Origin of the sequence: Mesorhizobium sp. M0058 (assembly GCF_040323095.1) — a bacterium.
Taxonomy (GTDB): domain Bacteria; phylum Pseudomonadota; class Alphaproteobacteria; order Rhizobiales; family Rhizobiaceae; genus Mesorhizobium.
Map to the genome: position 1 here is coordinate 76,649 of NZ_JAMYUQ010000001.1, position 14,106 is coordinate 90,754.

Genomic DNA, 14,106 nt, shown 5'->3' on the forward strand with positions numbered 1-14,106 from the left:
GGAAATGGCGATGAGCGACCAGACAAAAGACGAACGCGCGCCCGAGGATATCGAAACGGCCGAGGCCGAGCGCACGCAAGGCGGCATCGACGGCGACTATGAAGCGCTGGTGCGGCTGCTGAAGGAAAACGAGGAGCTGAAGGACCGCGCGCTGCGCGTCGCAGCCGAGATGGAGAATCTGCGCCGCCGCACCGCCCGCGACGTGCATGATGCGCGCGCCTATGCGGTGGCCAATTTCGCCCGCGACATGCTGTCGGTGTCGGACAATCTGCGCCGCGCGCTCGATGCTATCCCCGCCGAGGCGAAAGCGGCCGGAGATGCCGGCTTCAAGGCGCTGATCGACGGCGTCGAGATCACCGAGCGCGCCATGCTGTCGACGCTGGAACGGCATGGGGTGAAGAAGCTTGAGCCGGAAGGTGAGAAATTCGACCCGAATTTCCACCAGGCGATGTTCGAAGTGCCCAATCCAGATGTGCCGGCCAACACCGTCGTCCAGGTCGTGCAGCCGGGCTATTCGATCGGCGAGCGCGTGCTGCGGCCGGCCATGGTCGGGGTCGCCAAGGGCGGCCCCAAGATCGCGGCCACCGAAGCGCCGGTCGAGCCGGGGCCGGTGAACGAGCAGGCCGAGAAGGATGCGTGAGTAGGGAATAGCCAGTAGGGCATAGGGAATAGGGAATAGGGAATAGGGAATAGGGAATAGGGAATAGGGAATAGGGAATAGGGAATAGGCAGGCGTATCAATCGCGCGGCTTCGTGTTATTCATACTTTCCCTAATTCCCAATCCCTACTACCTCATGTCCCTGACACCCATCGACCTCCTCGACTATGCCGGCGTCGCCGTCTTTGCCGCGACCGGGGCGTTGGCGGCTTCGCGCAAGCAGCTCGACATTATCGGCTTCCTGTTTCTGGCCAGCGTCACCGGCATTGGCGGCGGCACGCTTCGCGACGTCATCCTCAACCTGCCCGTCTTTTGGGTCGCCAACTCCGGCTATGTGCTGGTTTGCGCGGCGGTTGCGGTGCTGGTCTTCTTCATCGCTCACCGCGTCGAATCCCGCTGGAAATGGCTGCTCTGGCTCGACGCCATCGGATTGGCGGCCTTTTCCGTAATGGGCGCGGCCAAGGGGCTGGCCATCACCGGCTCGCCGGTCGTCTCCGTTGTTATGGGCGTGCTGACAGCTACGTTCGGCGGCATCCTGCGCGATCTGCTGGCCGGCGAGCCATCGGTGCTGCTCAGGCCCGAAATCTACGTCACCGCCGCACTCGCGGGCGCCGGCCTCTACACACTTGGCGATCTTGCCGGCCTGCCACCGCTCGCCTCGGATGTCGCCGGCTTCGTCGCGGCTTTCCTGGTGCGCGGCGGCGCGCTGAAATTCGGCTGGACCTTTCCGTCCTACAAGAGCCGCCCGGGACGGCGACCGGAGGATATTCCGTAGGGAGAGGGATTAGGGAATAGGGAATAGTCGGTAGTCAGCAATTCGCGGCAGCCTTCACTACTGCCTACTGCCTACTGCCTACTGCCTCACGCCGCAAAGCGCTGCACTTCCCCGCCATAATAGTTGACGTAGCGGGCGCCGATTTCCTTGACCGGCATCACCACGAACACATCGACCGTGGAGAACTCACGGTCGATGACGCAGCCGTCGCCGATGCGGGCGCCGACGCGCAGATAGCCCTTGACCAACGGCGGCATGGCCGCGATCGCCGCCTTGGCGTTGACCGCCTCGATCGGCATCAGGTCCATCGAGCAATAGCGCCCGGAGACCGCCCGCACATCCCAGGCGGAGTTGGTCCGGCAGTGATGGGCAAGGTAGGTGAGCGCCTCGGCATGCGCAGCCGGCACCGTGCCAGGGAACGAGGCACAACCGGTCATCACGCCGATCTCATAGTGGTTGATGTAGGCCCAGATGCCTTGCCACAGCGCCTCGATGGTGCGCTTCGAGCGGTATTCCGGCAGCACGCAGGAGCGGCCGAGCTCAAGGAAGCGCTGGCCGGGATGGCGGGCGATCAGCTTGGTCAGTTCGAACTCGCCTTCGGAATAGAAGCCGCCGGCGGTCGCCGCAATCTCTTGCCGCAGCAGGCGGTAAGTGCCGACGATGCGGCGATGCTCGGGGCCGGAGATCGAGGTGTCAAGCACCAGCAGATGGTCGCACAGCGGGTCGAAGCGGTCGGCGTCGCGCCGGTCCTGCGCCTGGAACAGGTCCTTCCTGGCGCCAAGCTCGTCATAAAACACCCGGTAGCGCACTTCCTGCGCGGCGGCGATCTCGGCCTCATTGCGGGCAAGCCGCACTTCGAGATTGCCGATACGGCCCAGCGGTGCGCCTGTTGCGACGGCATCGGCGTTCCGCGCGGCGAGCAAAGCGCCGCCTGCGCTGGGCCGAGTGTCACATTCCGGCATAACTGTATGCACGAGTGATTCTCCTTCGAGCCATCCCTCTTGGCACGGGGATACGGTGTAGGTGCAACAGGATTGTGACAGTACCGTGATACGGCGCGACGGGCAATACTTCGTCGGCTGGCGAAAACCCTCATTCGGCTACCTACGTGACGCGAGGATTGCGCCAGCGTCGCGTCGCGCTGGGACGATTCACGCGACGCGCTTCTGTCTTTGTTTTGTGCATGTCGTCTTCTCAAAACCGGGGCCACTTTTGAGGGACATGAATTCAGGCGGCCACCTGGCCCTCGACGGCATGGACCAGCGCGTCGGGATCGAGCGGCTTGGTGACAAAGCCGCTGGCGCCATGGGCGAGCACGGTGTGGCGGGTCTTTTCCTGGCTGTCGGCCGAAAGCACCATGATCGGAACCGGCGGCACAGCCATTTCCTCCTCGTGGCGGCGGATGGCGGCGATCGCGTCCAGCCCGTCCATGACCGGCATGTGCAAATCCATCAGCACCACATCGAAGCGATTTTTCAGCCCGGCTTCGGTCACCGCCTCGACCGCGGCCTTGCCATTGCCGACCACTTTCACGCGATGTCCCGCCTTCAAAAGCGTGGCGCGGGCAAGCATGGCGTTGATGTCGTTGTCTTCGGCGATCAGCACCGACAAACCTTGCTGGCGCCCGCCATGGGCACGAAGCGAGGACGCGCCGGTCTTTTCCGGCTTGGGCGGCGGCAAGGCAGGGGCATGACTGGTCAGCAGCACGCGCAGCAGGGTTTCGCCGCGCACCGGCCTCGCCAAGAAGGTGGCGTAGCCGCTGGTGCGGAATTCGCCAAGCATGCCGCGGTCGGTCGGCGCGATCAGCGTGATCGCCTCGCAATCGGCAAAGCCACTCTGGCGCAGGCGCTTGAGCAGTCTGCCGTCGCCGTCCTCCAGGGCCGCGTCGATCAACAGCACATCGCAATGTTCGGCGAAGGGCGTCGCCTGGGAAGCGGTTGCGGCGACGTCGACGGCGCCGCCATGGGCGCGGATGGTGCGGGCGATGGCGTCCGCCTCGACGGCGTTCTTCGACACGATCACGGCGCGCCGGCCGGCGAGGATGTTCTGCCGGTTCTGCGGTGCTTCGGTTGCTCCTGCGGCCGGGATCTCGAAGACGAATTCCGATCCCTCGCCAAGCCGGCTCGACACCGAAATGGCACCGCCCATGGCGGCGACCAGGCGCCTCGATATGGCCAGACCGAGGCCGGCGCCGCCATGGGTGCGGGTCGAGGTGCCGTCGGACTGTTCGAACTCCTCGAAGATGCGCTCCATATCCTCTTCGCGCAGGCCAGGGCCGGTGTCGGCGACGGTGAAGCAGATGCGGTCGCTGGTCTCGGTGCGGGCCCGTGCAACCGAAACCAGCACGCCGCCGGTGTCGGTGAACTTGATCGCATTGCCGATCAGGTTGAGCAGCACCTGCCTGACTCTTCCCGGATCGGCCATGATCATCTGTGGCACGTCGGGCTCGACATGACAGCCGAGGCCGATGTTCTTGGCGAAGGCTTTCGCCGCCATCAGTTCGATGATGTTGTCGGCAATTTCACGCAACGATGTCGGCTGCGGTTCCGGGTCGAAGCGGCCGGCCTCGATCTTGGAATAGTCGAGCAGGTCTTCGATGAGCGCCAAAAGCGCGCTGGCCGAGGTCGAGACGGCGCCGACATAGGTGCGCTGCTCGGGCGACAGATTGGTGTCGGCCAGTAGCTTGGCCATGCCCATGATGCCGTTCATCGGCGTGCGGATCTCATGGCTGACGGTGGCGAGGAAGCGCGACTTGGCCTGGCTGGCATATTCAGCGCGCTCGCGCGCGGTGATCAACGAGGATTCGGCGCGCTTGCGGGCGGTGATGTCACGGGCAATCGCCCGGTGCGAGACGGCGCCGCTATCCTTGTCGCGCACCGACAGTTCGATCCACGAGAACCAGCGCGGACCGTTCGGCGTGCGGATGGAGACGTCGGTGGAACTCAGGCATTCGTGATCCGAAAAGGCGGCGTCGGGAACGATACCGACATCGATGCCGAGGTCGGCCAGAGTCCTGCCGGCAAGGTCGCGCTGATCGGTTCCGACGAGGCCGGCGAAAACCATGTTGGCATAGACGATGTGGCCGTCGCGGTCGCGGTGGACGACGAGATCGCCGAGCGCATCGATCAGCCCGCGAAAACGCTCCTCGCTCTCCTGCATCTCCCACATGCGGTCGGCCAGCGTCTCGATTTCGGCGCGGCTACGGGCCGCGGTTTCGTCGAGCAAGGCCGCCGCGCGGCGGACGGTGCGCCGGCTGCGCAGGTGCATGGCGACGCCGGCAAGGCCTGTCGCCAGCAGGCCGAGGGTGATGAAGATCGGCGCACCGGTGAGGTGGGAGAGGCCCGCCAGCACGACACTGGCGACCACCGTCAGGAACGGCAGGCCCTCGGACGTGGGGCGCGGCAAATCCGGCGCCAGCGGCGGCGCGGCAACATGCTGCCGCTTGGGCGTCGCCGGGTTCGGCCCGTCGATGCTTTCGGCGCGGCTCTTCTCTTTCCTGGCGGACTCCGCGATCATGCGGAACTCCTTGCCAGATAGAGATTATGGAAAAGCGCGGCGGATCGTTCGAATTTTAGCGGTCATGCATTTTTGCCGCCCGTTCTGGTGGCTTCGGGGCCTCACATATCCACGACCATGCGCCCCCTGATCTTGCCCTCGACGATGTCGTGGGCGGCGGTGATGATGCCGTCGAAGCCGATGGTCGTCGACAGGCCGGCGAGCTTCTTGAGATCAAGATCGCTGCCGATGCGGCGCCAGGCTTCCAGCCGCACAGCCTTTGGCGCCATCACTGAATCGATGCCGAGCAGCGAGACGCCGCGCAGGATGAACGGGGCGACGCTCGACGGCAGATCCATGCCACTCGCCAGGCCGCAGGCGGCGACCGCGCCGCCATAGGCGGTCATCGACAGCACATTGGCCAGCGTGTGGCTGCCGACGGCATCGATGCCGCCGGCCCAGCGCTCCTTGGCCAGCGGCTTGGCCGGCTGGGAGAGTTCCTCGCGCGAAATCACTTCGGCGGCACCGAGGTCGATCAGATAGGAGCTTTCGGCGTTGCGGCCGGTCGAGGCGATGACGTGATAGCCAAGGCTGGACAGGATCGAGACTGCGACCGACCCAACGCCGCCGGCTGCACCCGTCACCACCACCGGGCCGCGATCCGGCAGGATGCCGTGCCGCTCCAGCGCCATGACGCTGAGCATGGCCGTATAGCCGGCGGTGCCGACCGCCATCGCATCGTGCGCGCTGATGCCGTCGGGCAACGGCACCAGCCAGCCGCCGTTGACGCGGGCGCGCCCGGCATAGGCGCCGAAATGCGTCTCGCCGACGCCCCAGCCATTGAGGATGACCTTGTCGCCCTTGCGCCAGTCGGCATGCGATGAGGAGAGGACGGTTCCGGCGAAATCGATGCCCGGCACCAGCGGCCAGCGGCGGATCACTGGCGCTTTCCCAGTGATGGCCAGCCCGTCCTTGTAGTTGACCGTCGTCGCCTCGACCGCGACAGTTACGTCGCCTTCCATCAGATCGGCTTCGCCGAAATCGACGATCTCGACCGATTGCTTCTTTTCGGCGTCGCGCGAAACGAGGATGGCTTTGAAGGTTTCAGGCATCTCTTCTCCTCGGCTTCGCAAAGGCTGGCGGTCGGCATTGGCTGGCTCTGGCCGAACTGTGCGGCGACCGTCCGGCGAGGTCAATTGGTCAAAAGAGTCGGGCCGTCAGGCTTCTGGGCCTTGCGGCTTGGCCTCGCGCCGCCAGCCGATGAACTCGTCGAAGACGACCAGCGCCGCGCCGACCGAAATGAAGGCATCGGCAAGGTTGAAGACGGCGAAGGACCATACCGGCGTGTGGAACAATATATAGTCGATGACGTGGCCGTAGACGGCGCGGTCGATCAGATTGCCGATCGCGCCGCCGATGATCAGGGCAAAGCCGATGCGGGCCAGCACATGGCCGGAGGGGGTGCGCGTCGCCAGATAAAGCACGAAGGCAACGACCACGACCGCGATGACGACCAGGCCGGTGTCGCCGAAGGACGAGAACATCGAGAAGGCGATGCCGGTATTGTAGGTGCGAAACAGCGCCAGGAATGGCACCAAGTCGAGCTTTTCCTGGAAGACGAGGCCGGTCTCGACCAGATGCTTTATCCACTGGTCGAGCGCGATTGCCACCACCACCAGCAGCGCATAGGGAGACCAAGACTTCACGATGTGGCGTCCTCGGGGGCAAGTTTCAGCGCGCCGCGCCGGATCTCGAACAGCATGATTCCGGTGGCGACCGCCAAATTGAGTGAATCGGCGCGGCCGGCCTGCGGAATCCGCAGCAGCCGGTCGCAGCTTTCGGCCAGATTGTCGGGCAGGCCCTGCTGCTCATTGCCCATCATCAAGAGCACCGGTCCTCGGGAGAAATCGACCGAGCGGTAGTCGACCGCGCCCTTCAGATGGGTGCCGACGACCAGGCCCGAGAAGCTGTTTCGCCAAGCCAGAAATGCTTCCGGCGTCGCCTTGGTCACCGGCACGGCGAAGATCGAGCCCATGGTGGCGCGCACGGTCTCGACAGAAAAAGGATCGGTGGTTTCGCCTACCAGGATGACACCCTTGGCGCCGACGGCATCGACGGTGCGGATGACGGTGCCGAGATTGCCGGGATCGCGCACCCGGTCGAGCGCCACCCAGACGTCGCCGTCGTGAGCGCGGATGTCTCTTAGCGGCAGCAGTTTTTGCCGGAAGACGCCGACCACCATTTGCGGATTGTCGCGGCGGGTGATGGCGACCAGCACTTTTTCGGACACTTCGAGCACGGTGCCGCCGGCGGCAACCGTGCGCGCCGCCACCTTTTCGACCGCCGCATTGCCGCGTCCGGCCTTGGCGAAAACCAGCGTCCTGATCGACCAGCCGAGGTCGAGGGCGTCGATGACCAGCTTCAGCCCTTCGGCCATGAAGGCGTTCTGCTGGTCGCGGAATTTCTTCTGGGCGAGCGCCTTGATGTCCTTGATCAGCGGATTGGCAAGGCTGGTGACTTCCTTGACCTGCCCGGGCGCACCTGCGTGCCGCTCATTCATTCGGGACTCCCGGGCATTCAGGTCTCCCGGGCATTCAGGCCACCCAGCGCGAAAACAGCGATGTCGACAGCGCCCGGCCGGCGGATTGCTCGCGGATGATCAGTTCGCCTGATTCAACCGTGCCGCCCATGCCGGCAAAAGTGTCGCGCATCAAGGCATGGATGGCGAAGAAGGAGGCGCGGATGGAATAGGCGGTCAGCACCACGGCGAGCGGTTTCGGCGTCAGGATCGCGCGGCAAAGATCGGTCAGGCCGGGCAGGTCCTCGAACAACTGCCAGACCTCGCCCTTGGGGCCGCGGCCATAGGCGGGCGGGTCGAACAGGATGATGTCGTAGCGGCTGCCGCGGCGCTCTTCGCGCTCGGCGAATTTCACTGCATCGTCGACGATCCAGCGAATCGGCTTGCTGCCGAGACCGGCCATTTCCTGGTTTTCGCGCGCCCAGCCGACCGCCTTCTTGGAGGCATCGACATGGGTGACCTCGGCACCGGCGCGGGCGGCTACGAGAGACGCGAGCCCGGTATAGCCGAACAGGTTCAGCACCTTGACCGGGCGGTTGGCCGCCGCGATCAGGCTGGCCATATGGTCCCAGTGCGAAGCCTGCTCGGGGAAGACGCCGACATGGCGAAACGAGGTGAAGCGGCCGAGATAGTCGATGCCGTCATGCTTCATCGGCCAGGTCTCGCCCAGCGGTACCTTCGGGAACCGCCAGCGGCCGATGCCTTCCTCGTCGGTGTCGCCGGTGAAGATGGCGTCGGCGCGGTCCCAGTCCCTGGCGGGCAAGGCCTTTTGCCAGATCGCCTGTCCCTCGGGCCGCACGATGCGGTAGGGGCCGTATTGTTCGAGCTTCTCGCCGGCACCGCTGTCGAGCAGTGCATAATCCTGATTGGGCGCCACTTCGAGGATCACCGGCAGGCGCTCAGTGGGCAGGATGCCTTCGCGACGCGCCAGGACACGGGGGGCGGGCTTCGGATCAGACCGGTCGTCCGGTTTTGTTTCGTGGCGTTGCTGTCTGGCTTCGGGTCGGATTGGTACGGTCTCCGGCTGTGGCCGCGCATGTTCGGTCCTGCCTTTTGCGGGCGGACGGTTGTCGCGGCGTTTGTCGCGAAAAGACTTCAAGCAGGAGCGTCTCCGGAGGCGGCAGGCCGCTTTTGGCATAGGGTCACCGGCTGCGCAAACAAAATGGTCGAGCGTGCGAATGTCTGAGGTGGTGGACCTCGCTGAGGAAACAGGCAAATCTCGAATCATGTCCCGTTCCGAACGCCTGCTCGACCTGATCCAGATCCTGCGCCGGCATCGCCGGCCGGTGAGCGGTCGCACGCTTGCCGGCGAGATGGACGTTTCGATCCGAACGCTCTACCGCGACATTGCCACGCTGCAGGGGCAAGGCGCGCCGATCGAGGGCGAGGCTGGGCTGGGCTATGTGCTGAAACCCGGCTTCATGCTGCCGCCACTGATGTTCACCGACGAGGAGATCGAGGCCATCGTTCTGGGATCGCGTTGGGTTGCCAGACAACCGGACAAGCGGCTGTCGGCCGCCGCCACCGACGCGCTGGCCAAGATCGCCGCTGTGCTGCCGGATGATCTGCGCGAGGACCTCGATGCGACCGCGCTTTTGGTCGGGCCGCACGGCGATGCTGTCGAAAGCATCGACCTTGGCCTGGTGCGCCAGGCGATCCGCAACGAGAGAAAACTCGGCTTTCTTTACCGCGATGCCGGCGGCGCCGCCTCCGAGCGCTTGATCTGGCCATTCGCGCTCGGCTTTTTCGACAAGGTGCGGGTGGTGGTGGCCTGGTGCGAGACGCGGCAGGATTTCAGACATTTTCGCGCCGACCGGATGTCGGGGCTCAACACCACGGATATCCGCTATCCGCGTCGTCGGCAGGCGCTGCTAAAGGAATGGCGCGCGACGCTGGACGCACCGGAGCGCCAGCCTGGCGCTTAATGCTCCTTTCCACGCGCCCACAAGACGCTGCTGCCAGAATCTGACAGTGGGGTCACCTATGCTCCTCCAATCGAAACCTGGAGAGCAGACATGAACACCCCCAATTTCGTCATCCTTTATGTCGACAGCCCGGAGCGGAGCGGCGCCTTCTACGGTGCGCTGCTGGGACGCCAGCCGGTGGAGACGTCGCCGACCTTCGTGCTGTTCGTGCTCGACAATGGCTTCAAGCTCGGCCTGTGGTCGCGCCACACGGTGGAGCCGTCGGCCGCGGCCGCGGGCGGCGGTGCGGAGCTCGTCTTCGCGTTGGACCGGCCTGATGCGGTGGACGCCGCCTACACGGACTGGGCAGGACGCGGCTTGACCGTTCTGCAGACGCCGACCGACATGGACTTCGGCCGCACCTTCGTTGCGCTCGATCCCGACAAGCACCGGCTGCGCGTCTACTGGCTGAACGACGGAGAACAGGCCAATGGGGAACAGGCCAATGGAGAACAGAAATGAGTGCGCACTGGATCGCGGTCGCTTCCGCCGAACATGTCCGGCGCGGCCGCGAGGCCGGCTTCATGCAGGTCAACCACGGCAAGGCGGCACCTTTGCGCCGCATCAAGCCCGGCGACGGCATCATCTACTACTCGCCGACCACAATTCTGCGCGAGAAGGACGGCCTGCAGGCCTTCACGGCAATCGGCACCGTGCGCGAAGGCGAGCCTTACCAGGGCGACATGGGCGGTGGCTTCACGCCGTTCCGCAGGGATGTCGAATGGGCCAAGGCCGAGGAGGCGCCGATCAAGCCGCTGCTCGAGCAGCTCGACTTCACCGCGGGCAAATCGAACTGGGGTTATCAACTGCGCTTTGGGCTGTTCGAAATTACGGCGCATGATTTCGCGCTGATCGCCGAGGCGATGGGCGCTGCCATGAAGGCCGACTGACCGGCCATTCCTACCATGGTAGCGGCAGCTTCCGAGACATTCGAGATGCTCTGCCGTTGCCCCAAAGCGGCGGATCGCCGGGAACTTTAGCCGACGTTGCCTGAACGCGCGCCGGCAGGCGCGCTGCTCCGATTTATCAGCGCCGCACCCATTCTGGTTCTGATCGAATTGGCCTTCGGCTTTGCCGATATTGCTGCGATTTCAGGCATGGCGGTCTACTTCGTTCGCGTCGGCCACTCCGAAGCTTTCGCAGCATACGCCATTACCGTGCTGTCACTTCCCACCGCGTTTGCCCAGCCTCTGGTCGGATGGTTGCTGGACAAGACATCGCGTGCCGGTGTGACGATCTGCTGCGGCCTTTTAGGAGCGGTCGCGTTCCTGGCAATCCCGTTTTTGCAATCCGAGGCCGCTATCCTGGTGGTGTTCGCTATAATCGGCGTTGCAACATTCGCCTTGAGCACTTGTGCCCTCACAATCTTGGGCGAGCGCTTCGAGGGCGGGATGTTAGTAGCCGGAACTGCTAGCTTTTCTTTGGCCTACTCCATAGGCAGCGTTATGGGATCGACTGGAACCGGGTCACTCATGGACTGGATTTCGCCAAGAGCCGTACCAATAAGCGTTGGCTTGGGTCTCCTCGCTTTCACAATTCTAGTTTCTTTCAAACGCCCGTAGATTTGTCGGTCACCACTGACGTACGCGAAGCGGCGATTTGGCCCGAAAGCCGCCGTTCCGCTTCCCCACGCTTCTCAGTCGCTTGGTCTTCTACGCCTAATGTTTGGATGGGACCAAGGCGCGGGCAGCGCGGAGGCGGTCAGGAAGTTTGGTCTCAGGAACGGCGCCGGCGCCGGTGCAGGCAGACGCTACTGCTTGAGCGCGTTGTAGACGGCAATGCCGGTGGCAAGGTCTTCGAGGGCGGCGCCGACCGACTTGAACAGCGTGACCTCAGTGGGGCTCTGCCGGCCCTGTTTTTCCCCGCGCGCCAGCTCATGCAGATCGGCGACGATGGCTTCCGGCTTCAGCACGCCGGAGGCGAGCGGCTGGACGATGTCGCCGGCTTCCTTGGTGGCGCCGGCGCGGGTGTCGACATAGACGCGGGCGCGCGCGATCGCGTCGTCGTCGCTCTCGCGCATGGTCGGCGTGAAGCCGCCGACCAGATCGACATGCGCGCCCCGCTTGAGCAGCGCACCCTTGACCAGCGGCGTCGTCGTGATCGTCGCCGATGAGACGATGTCGGCCTCGGCGAGTTCGGCGTCGAGATCGCTTGCGGCCTCGGCGTTGAAACCGTCCGCGCGCAAATCAGCCGCGACCTTTTCGGCATTGGCGGGCGTGCGGTTCCAGATGCGGATGGTCTTGATCGGCCGCACCGCGGAGTGCGCCTTGGCGAGGAACGGCGACAGCGCGCCGGCGCCGACCACCAGAAGCCGCGATGCGTCCTCGCGGGCGAGATAGGAGGCCGCCAGCGCCGAGGCGCAAGCGGTGCGCCACTGTGTCAGCCGTTGGCCGTCGATCAGCGCTTCGGGCTCGCCGGTGGCGCCGTTGAGCAGGAGGTAGAGCCCCATCACCGCCGGTTTGCCGATGGCGTTGTTGTCGGGCGATACGGTGACGATCTTGACGCCGATATGACCGCCGACCGACGTGCCGGCCGCATGGAAGTCGGTCCACGCCGGCATCAACAGCAGCGTGGAAGTGGCACCGTCGGGCCGTTCGACTCCGTGATGATGGCGGACGGGTTGCACAGCACCCTGGCGGAAGGCCGCGCGCAATGTCTCGACGAGCCCGGGAAAGGTCAGCGCCTGGTCGACAGCGTCGGCCGAAATGGTCAGCATGCAAAACTCCGCGAAGACAAAAGCTTCGGCTTCAGGCCGTTGGCTTCGGCAGCGCCGGACCCTGGCCCGAGCCTTGCGGTGCGGCGGGTACCCGGCTGACCGCCTGGCGCAAATTCTCGGCCTCGACCCCGCGCTGGCGCGCCAGCTTGCGGTAGCGGCCCTGCTTGACCCAGGTCGCCAGGCTGCCGACGACCATGCCGATGGCGAGCGCCACGAACAGGAAGATGAACAGCGGCAAGGTCAGCGTCAGTTTCGGATTGCCGGGGTTGAACGGGTCGAGCGTGAAGGCGACCAGCTCGCGGTTGGCGACGGCCAGCGCAATCAGGATGACGGCGAGCGGCACGAAGACCACGATAAGTATGAAGCGGTTCAACATAGAGATTCCCTGGAGAAGGCAGGCCTTGATAAGGTCGGCGCGTGGTCCGCGCCTACTTGCCGCCATTCAGCCTTTCACGCAATTCCTTTCCGGTCTTGAAGAACGGCACCCACTTCTCCTCGACCTCGACGGATTCGCCGGTGCGCGGGTTGCGGCCGGTGCGGGCAGGGCGATTCTTCACCGAAAAAGCGCCGAAGCCACGCAACTCGACCCGATTGCCTTCCGCCAGGGCATCGGTGATCTCGTCGAAGATCGCTCCCACGATGTTTTCGACGTCGCGCAGGAAAAGATGCGGGTTGCGCGTGGCAATGATCTGCACAAGCTCGGATTTGATCATCAGAAAGGTCCCCGTGAAAGCGCTGCGGTCAAATTATCAGGATGATTTTATTTGCTTTTTTACTCGCCCCAACCGGCAGATCAAGGGTGCCAGACGGAAACGAGACCGTCAAGAAACAAGCGATCCGCGCCAATTTCGTGAAGCACGTCGCTGCCGGCCTCCGACAGGCCGAGCGCGCTGCCGACGCTGCGCGCTATTGCTTTCGAGAACAGGAAGCCACCACGCCGCTCGGTGTCCTTCCATTCCACCACCTTGAGCTTGGCGTCGACACCCTTGGTCGCCAGCCAGTCGATCGCCACGCTCTCGCCGCCGACAGCGTCGATCAGCCCGTTGGCAAGGCCCTGGCGGCCGGTGAAGATCGAGCCGTCGGCAAGGGCCAGTGCCTGATCGCGGGTCATTTTGCGGCGCTCGGCGACGATGCCGACGAACCAGTCATAGCTGTCGAGGATGAGCTTGCGGACCATGGCTCGCTCGTCTTCATTGGTCGGTTTGAAGGGCGAGGGCGATGCCTTCAGCGGCGAGGATTTCACTTCCTCGAGCTTGATGCCGACCTTGTCCATCAGACCGCTGACATCGGGATACTGGATGAGCACACCGATCGAGCCGACGATCGACGTCTTGCGGGCAACGATATGGTCGCTGGCACTGGCGATCATGTAGCCGGCCGATGCGGCCAGCGTGCCGACCTCGGCCACCACCGGCTTGTCGGCGGCAAGCTTGCGCACCTCCTCGTAGATCGATTCGCCGCCGACCGTGGTGCCGCCGGGCGAATCGATCGCCAGGATGACGCCCTTGACCTGCGGGGATGTGCGGATGGTTTCCAGCCGCTTGATCAGTTCCTCGTCCTCGGCGATGGTGCCTTCGATCCTGACCTTGGCGATGTGGTCGACGGAAGAACCGCCGAGGTCGCCCCCATAGAACCAGCTTGCAAGCGCAATCACCCCAAGGGCCACGATGGCAATGGCGGCGCCGCGCCAGAAGGTCAGCTTGCGCCGCAAGCGGCGGCGGTCGATCAGGTCGTCGGCTCTCAGTGCCATGGTCTGCCTCACAGTCGGTGGGAAGCGATGCTTTTAAAGCAAGCGTCCGCGCCCGGCTACCTCTTCCTCAAGAGCCTGCGACGAAGCGACCTTCGCGACGGAGGCATTTCACGAAAAAATGACGCGGCGCGTTCGTTTCTGCTATGAAGTGACGAAATTGTGTCGCCTG

At 64.5% G+C, this 14,106-nt stretch carries 16 protein-coding genes; 6 read left to right on the forward strand and 10 right to left on the reverse strand.

Annotation, left to right across the window (positions count from 1 at the left end; all coding sequences use genetic code 11):
• Positions 1-10: 10 nt before the first annotated feature.
• Both grpE and NKJ75_RS00430 read left to right on the forward strand, forming a co-directional pair.
• Positions 11-640 (forward strand): nucleotide exchange factor GrpE, encoded by a 630-nt coding sequence (grpE, locus tag NKJ75_RS00425; protein ID WP_023691975.1) that lies wholly within the window; start codon positions 11-13, stop codon positions 638-640.
• Between the two features lie 161 nt (positions 641-801).
• Positions 802-1,434 (forward strand): trimeric intracellular cation channel family protein, encoded by a 633-nt coding sequence (locus NKJ75_RS00430; RefSeq protein ID WP_023744087.1) that lies wholly within the window; start codon positions 802-804, stop codon positions 1,432-1,434.
• A gap of 86 nt (positions 1,435-1,520) precedes the next feature.
• Here NKJ75_RS00430 and olsB read toward each other — a convergent pair whose 3' ends face one another.
• The 6 genes from olsB to NKJ75_RS00460 form a co-directional block, all read right to left on the reverse strand.
• On the reverse strand, positions 1,521-2,396 hold the full coding sequence (gene olsB, locus NKJ75_RS00435; protein ID WP_023744088.1) for a l-ornithine N(alpha)-acyltransferase: 876 nt from the start codon (positions 2,394-2,396) through the stop codon (positions 1,521-1,523).
• Between the two features lie 265 nt (positions 2,397-2,661).
• On the reverse strand, positions 2,662-4,950 hold the full coding sequence (locus NKJ75_RS00440) for a response regulator (protein ID WP_352499020.1): 2,289 nt from the start codon (positions 4,948-4,950) through the stop codon (positions 2,662-2,664).
• Positions 4,951-5,051: 101 nt separating this feature from the next.
• Positions 5,052-6,041: an acrylyl-CoA reductase (NADPH) gene (gene acuI, locus NKJ75_RS00445; protein ID WP_023747042.1), complete on the reverse strand. Its 990-nt coding sequence runs from the start codon at positions 6,039-6,041 to the stop codon at positions 5,052-5,054.
• 105 nt (positions 6,042-6,146) lie between these two features.
• Positions 6,147-6,635: a signal peptidase II gene (lspA, locus tag NKJ75_RS00450; RefSeq protein ID WP_352499021.1), complete on the reverse strand. Its 489-nt coding sequence runs from the start codon at positions 6,633-6,635 to the stop codon at positions 6,147-6,149.
• Positions 6,632-7,489, reverse strand: coding sequence for a TrmH family RNA methyltransferase (locus NKJ75_RS00455; RefSeq protein WP_023683061.1), 858 nt, complete (start codon positions 7,487-7,489; stop codon positions 6,632-6,634). The genes lspA and NKJ75_RS00455 overlap by 4 nt, the downstream gene beginning before the upstream one ends.
• 34 nt (positions 7,490-7,523) lie before the next feature.
• A complete protein-coding gene (locus NKJ75_RS00460) occupies positions 7,524-8,606 on the reverse strand; it encodes an RsmD family RNA methyltransferase (protein ID WP_352499022.1) in 1,083 nt (360 codons plus the stop codon).
• 127 nt (positions 8,607-8,733) lie between these two features.
• Here NKJ75_RS00460 and NKJ75_RS00465 point away from each other — a divergent pair, with 127 nt between their 5' ends.
• The 4 genes from NKJ75_RS00465 to NKJ75_RS00480 all read left to right on the forward strand — a co-directional run bounded on the left by NKJ75_RS00465 (position 8,734) and on the right by NKJ75_RS00480 (position 11,033).
• Positions 8,734-9,432, forward strand: a complete 699-nt coding sequence (locus NKJ75_RS00465; protein WP_023686574.1) for a helix-turn-helix transcriptional regulator — start codon at positions 8,734-8,736, stop codon at positions 9,430-9,432.
• Between the two features lie 90 nt (positions 9,433-9,522).
• Complete coding sequence (locus tag NKJ75_RS00470; protein WP_023683064.1) at positions 9,523-9,933, forward strand: VOC family protein; 411 nt, start codon at positions 9,523-9,525, stop codon at positions 9,931-9,933.
• Complete coding sequence (locus NKJ75_RS00475) at positions 9,930-10,361, forward strand: EVE domain-containing protein (protein WP_023698201.1); 432 nt, start codon at positions 9,930-9,932, stop codon at positions 10,359-10,361. Before NKJ75_RS00470 ends, NKJ75_RS00475 begins: the two co-directional genes overlap by 4 nt.
• Positions 10,362-10,457: 96 nt before the next feature.
• A complete protein-coding gene (locus tag NKJ75_RS00480) occupies positions 10,458-11,033 on the forward strand; it encodes an MFS transporter (RefSeq protein WP_023824626.1) in 576 nt (191 codons plus the stop codon).
• 188 nt (positions 11,034-11,221) lie between these two features.
• Here the strand turns inward: NKJ75_RS00480 and lhpI are convergent, their stop codons facing one another.
• From lhpI to sppA, 4 genes are all read right to left on the reverse strand, one after another.
• The gene (lhpI, locus tag NKJ75_RS00485; protein ID WP_352499023.1) at positions 11,222-12,187 is read right to left on the reverse strand and encodes a bifunctional Delta(1)-pyrroline-2-carboxylate/Delta(1)-piperideine-2-carboxylate reductase; all 966 of its coding nucleotides are present in this window, start codon (positions 12,185-12,187) and stop codon (positions 11,222-11,224) included.
• Positions 12,188-12,218: 31 nt separating this feature from the next.
• The gene (locus tag NKJ75_RS00490; protein ID WP_023698203.1) at positions 12,219-12,563 is read right to left on the reverse strand and encodes a lipopolysaccharide assembly protein LapA domain-containing protein; all 345 of its coding nucleotides are present in this window, start codon (positions 12,561-12,563) and stop codon (positions 12,219-12,221) included.
• Between the two features lie 52 nt (positions 12,564-12,615).
• Positions 12,616-12,900: an integration host factor subunit beta gene (locus NKJ75_RS00495; protein WP_006200394.1), complete on the reverse strand. Its 285-nt coding sequence runs from the start codon at positions 12,898-12,900 to the stop codon at positions 12,616-12,618.
• A gap of 80 nt (positions 12,901-12,980) precedes the next feature.
• Positions 12,981-13,937, reverse strand: a complete 957-nt coding sequence (gene sppA / locus NKJ75_RS00500; RefSeq protein ID WP_023700101.1) for a signal peptide peptidase SppA — start codon at positions 13,935-13,937, stop codon at positions 12,981-12,983.
• Positions 13,938-14,106: the final 169 nt, after the last annotated feature.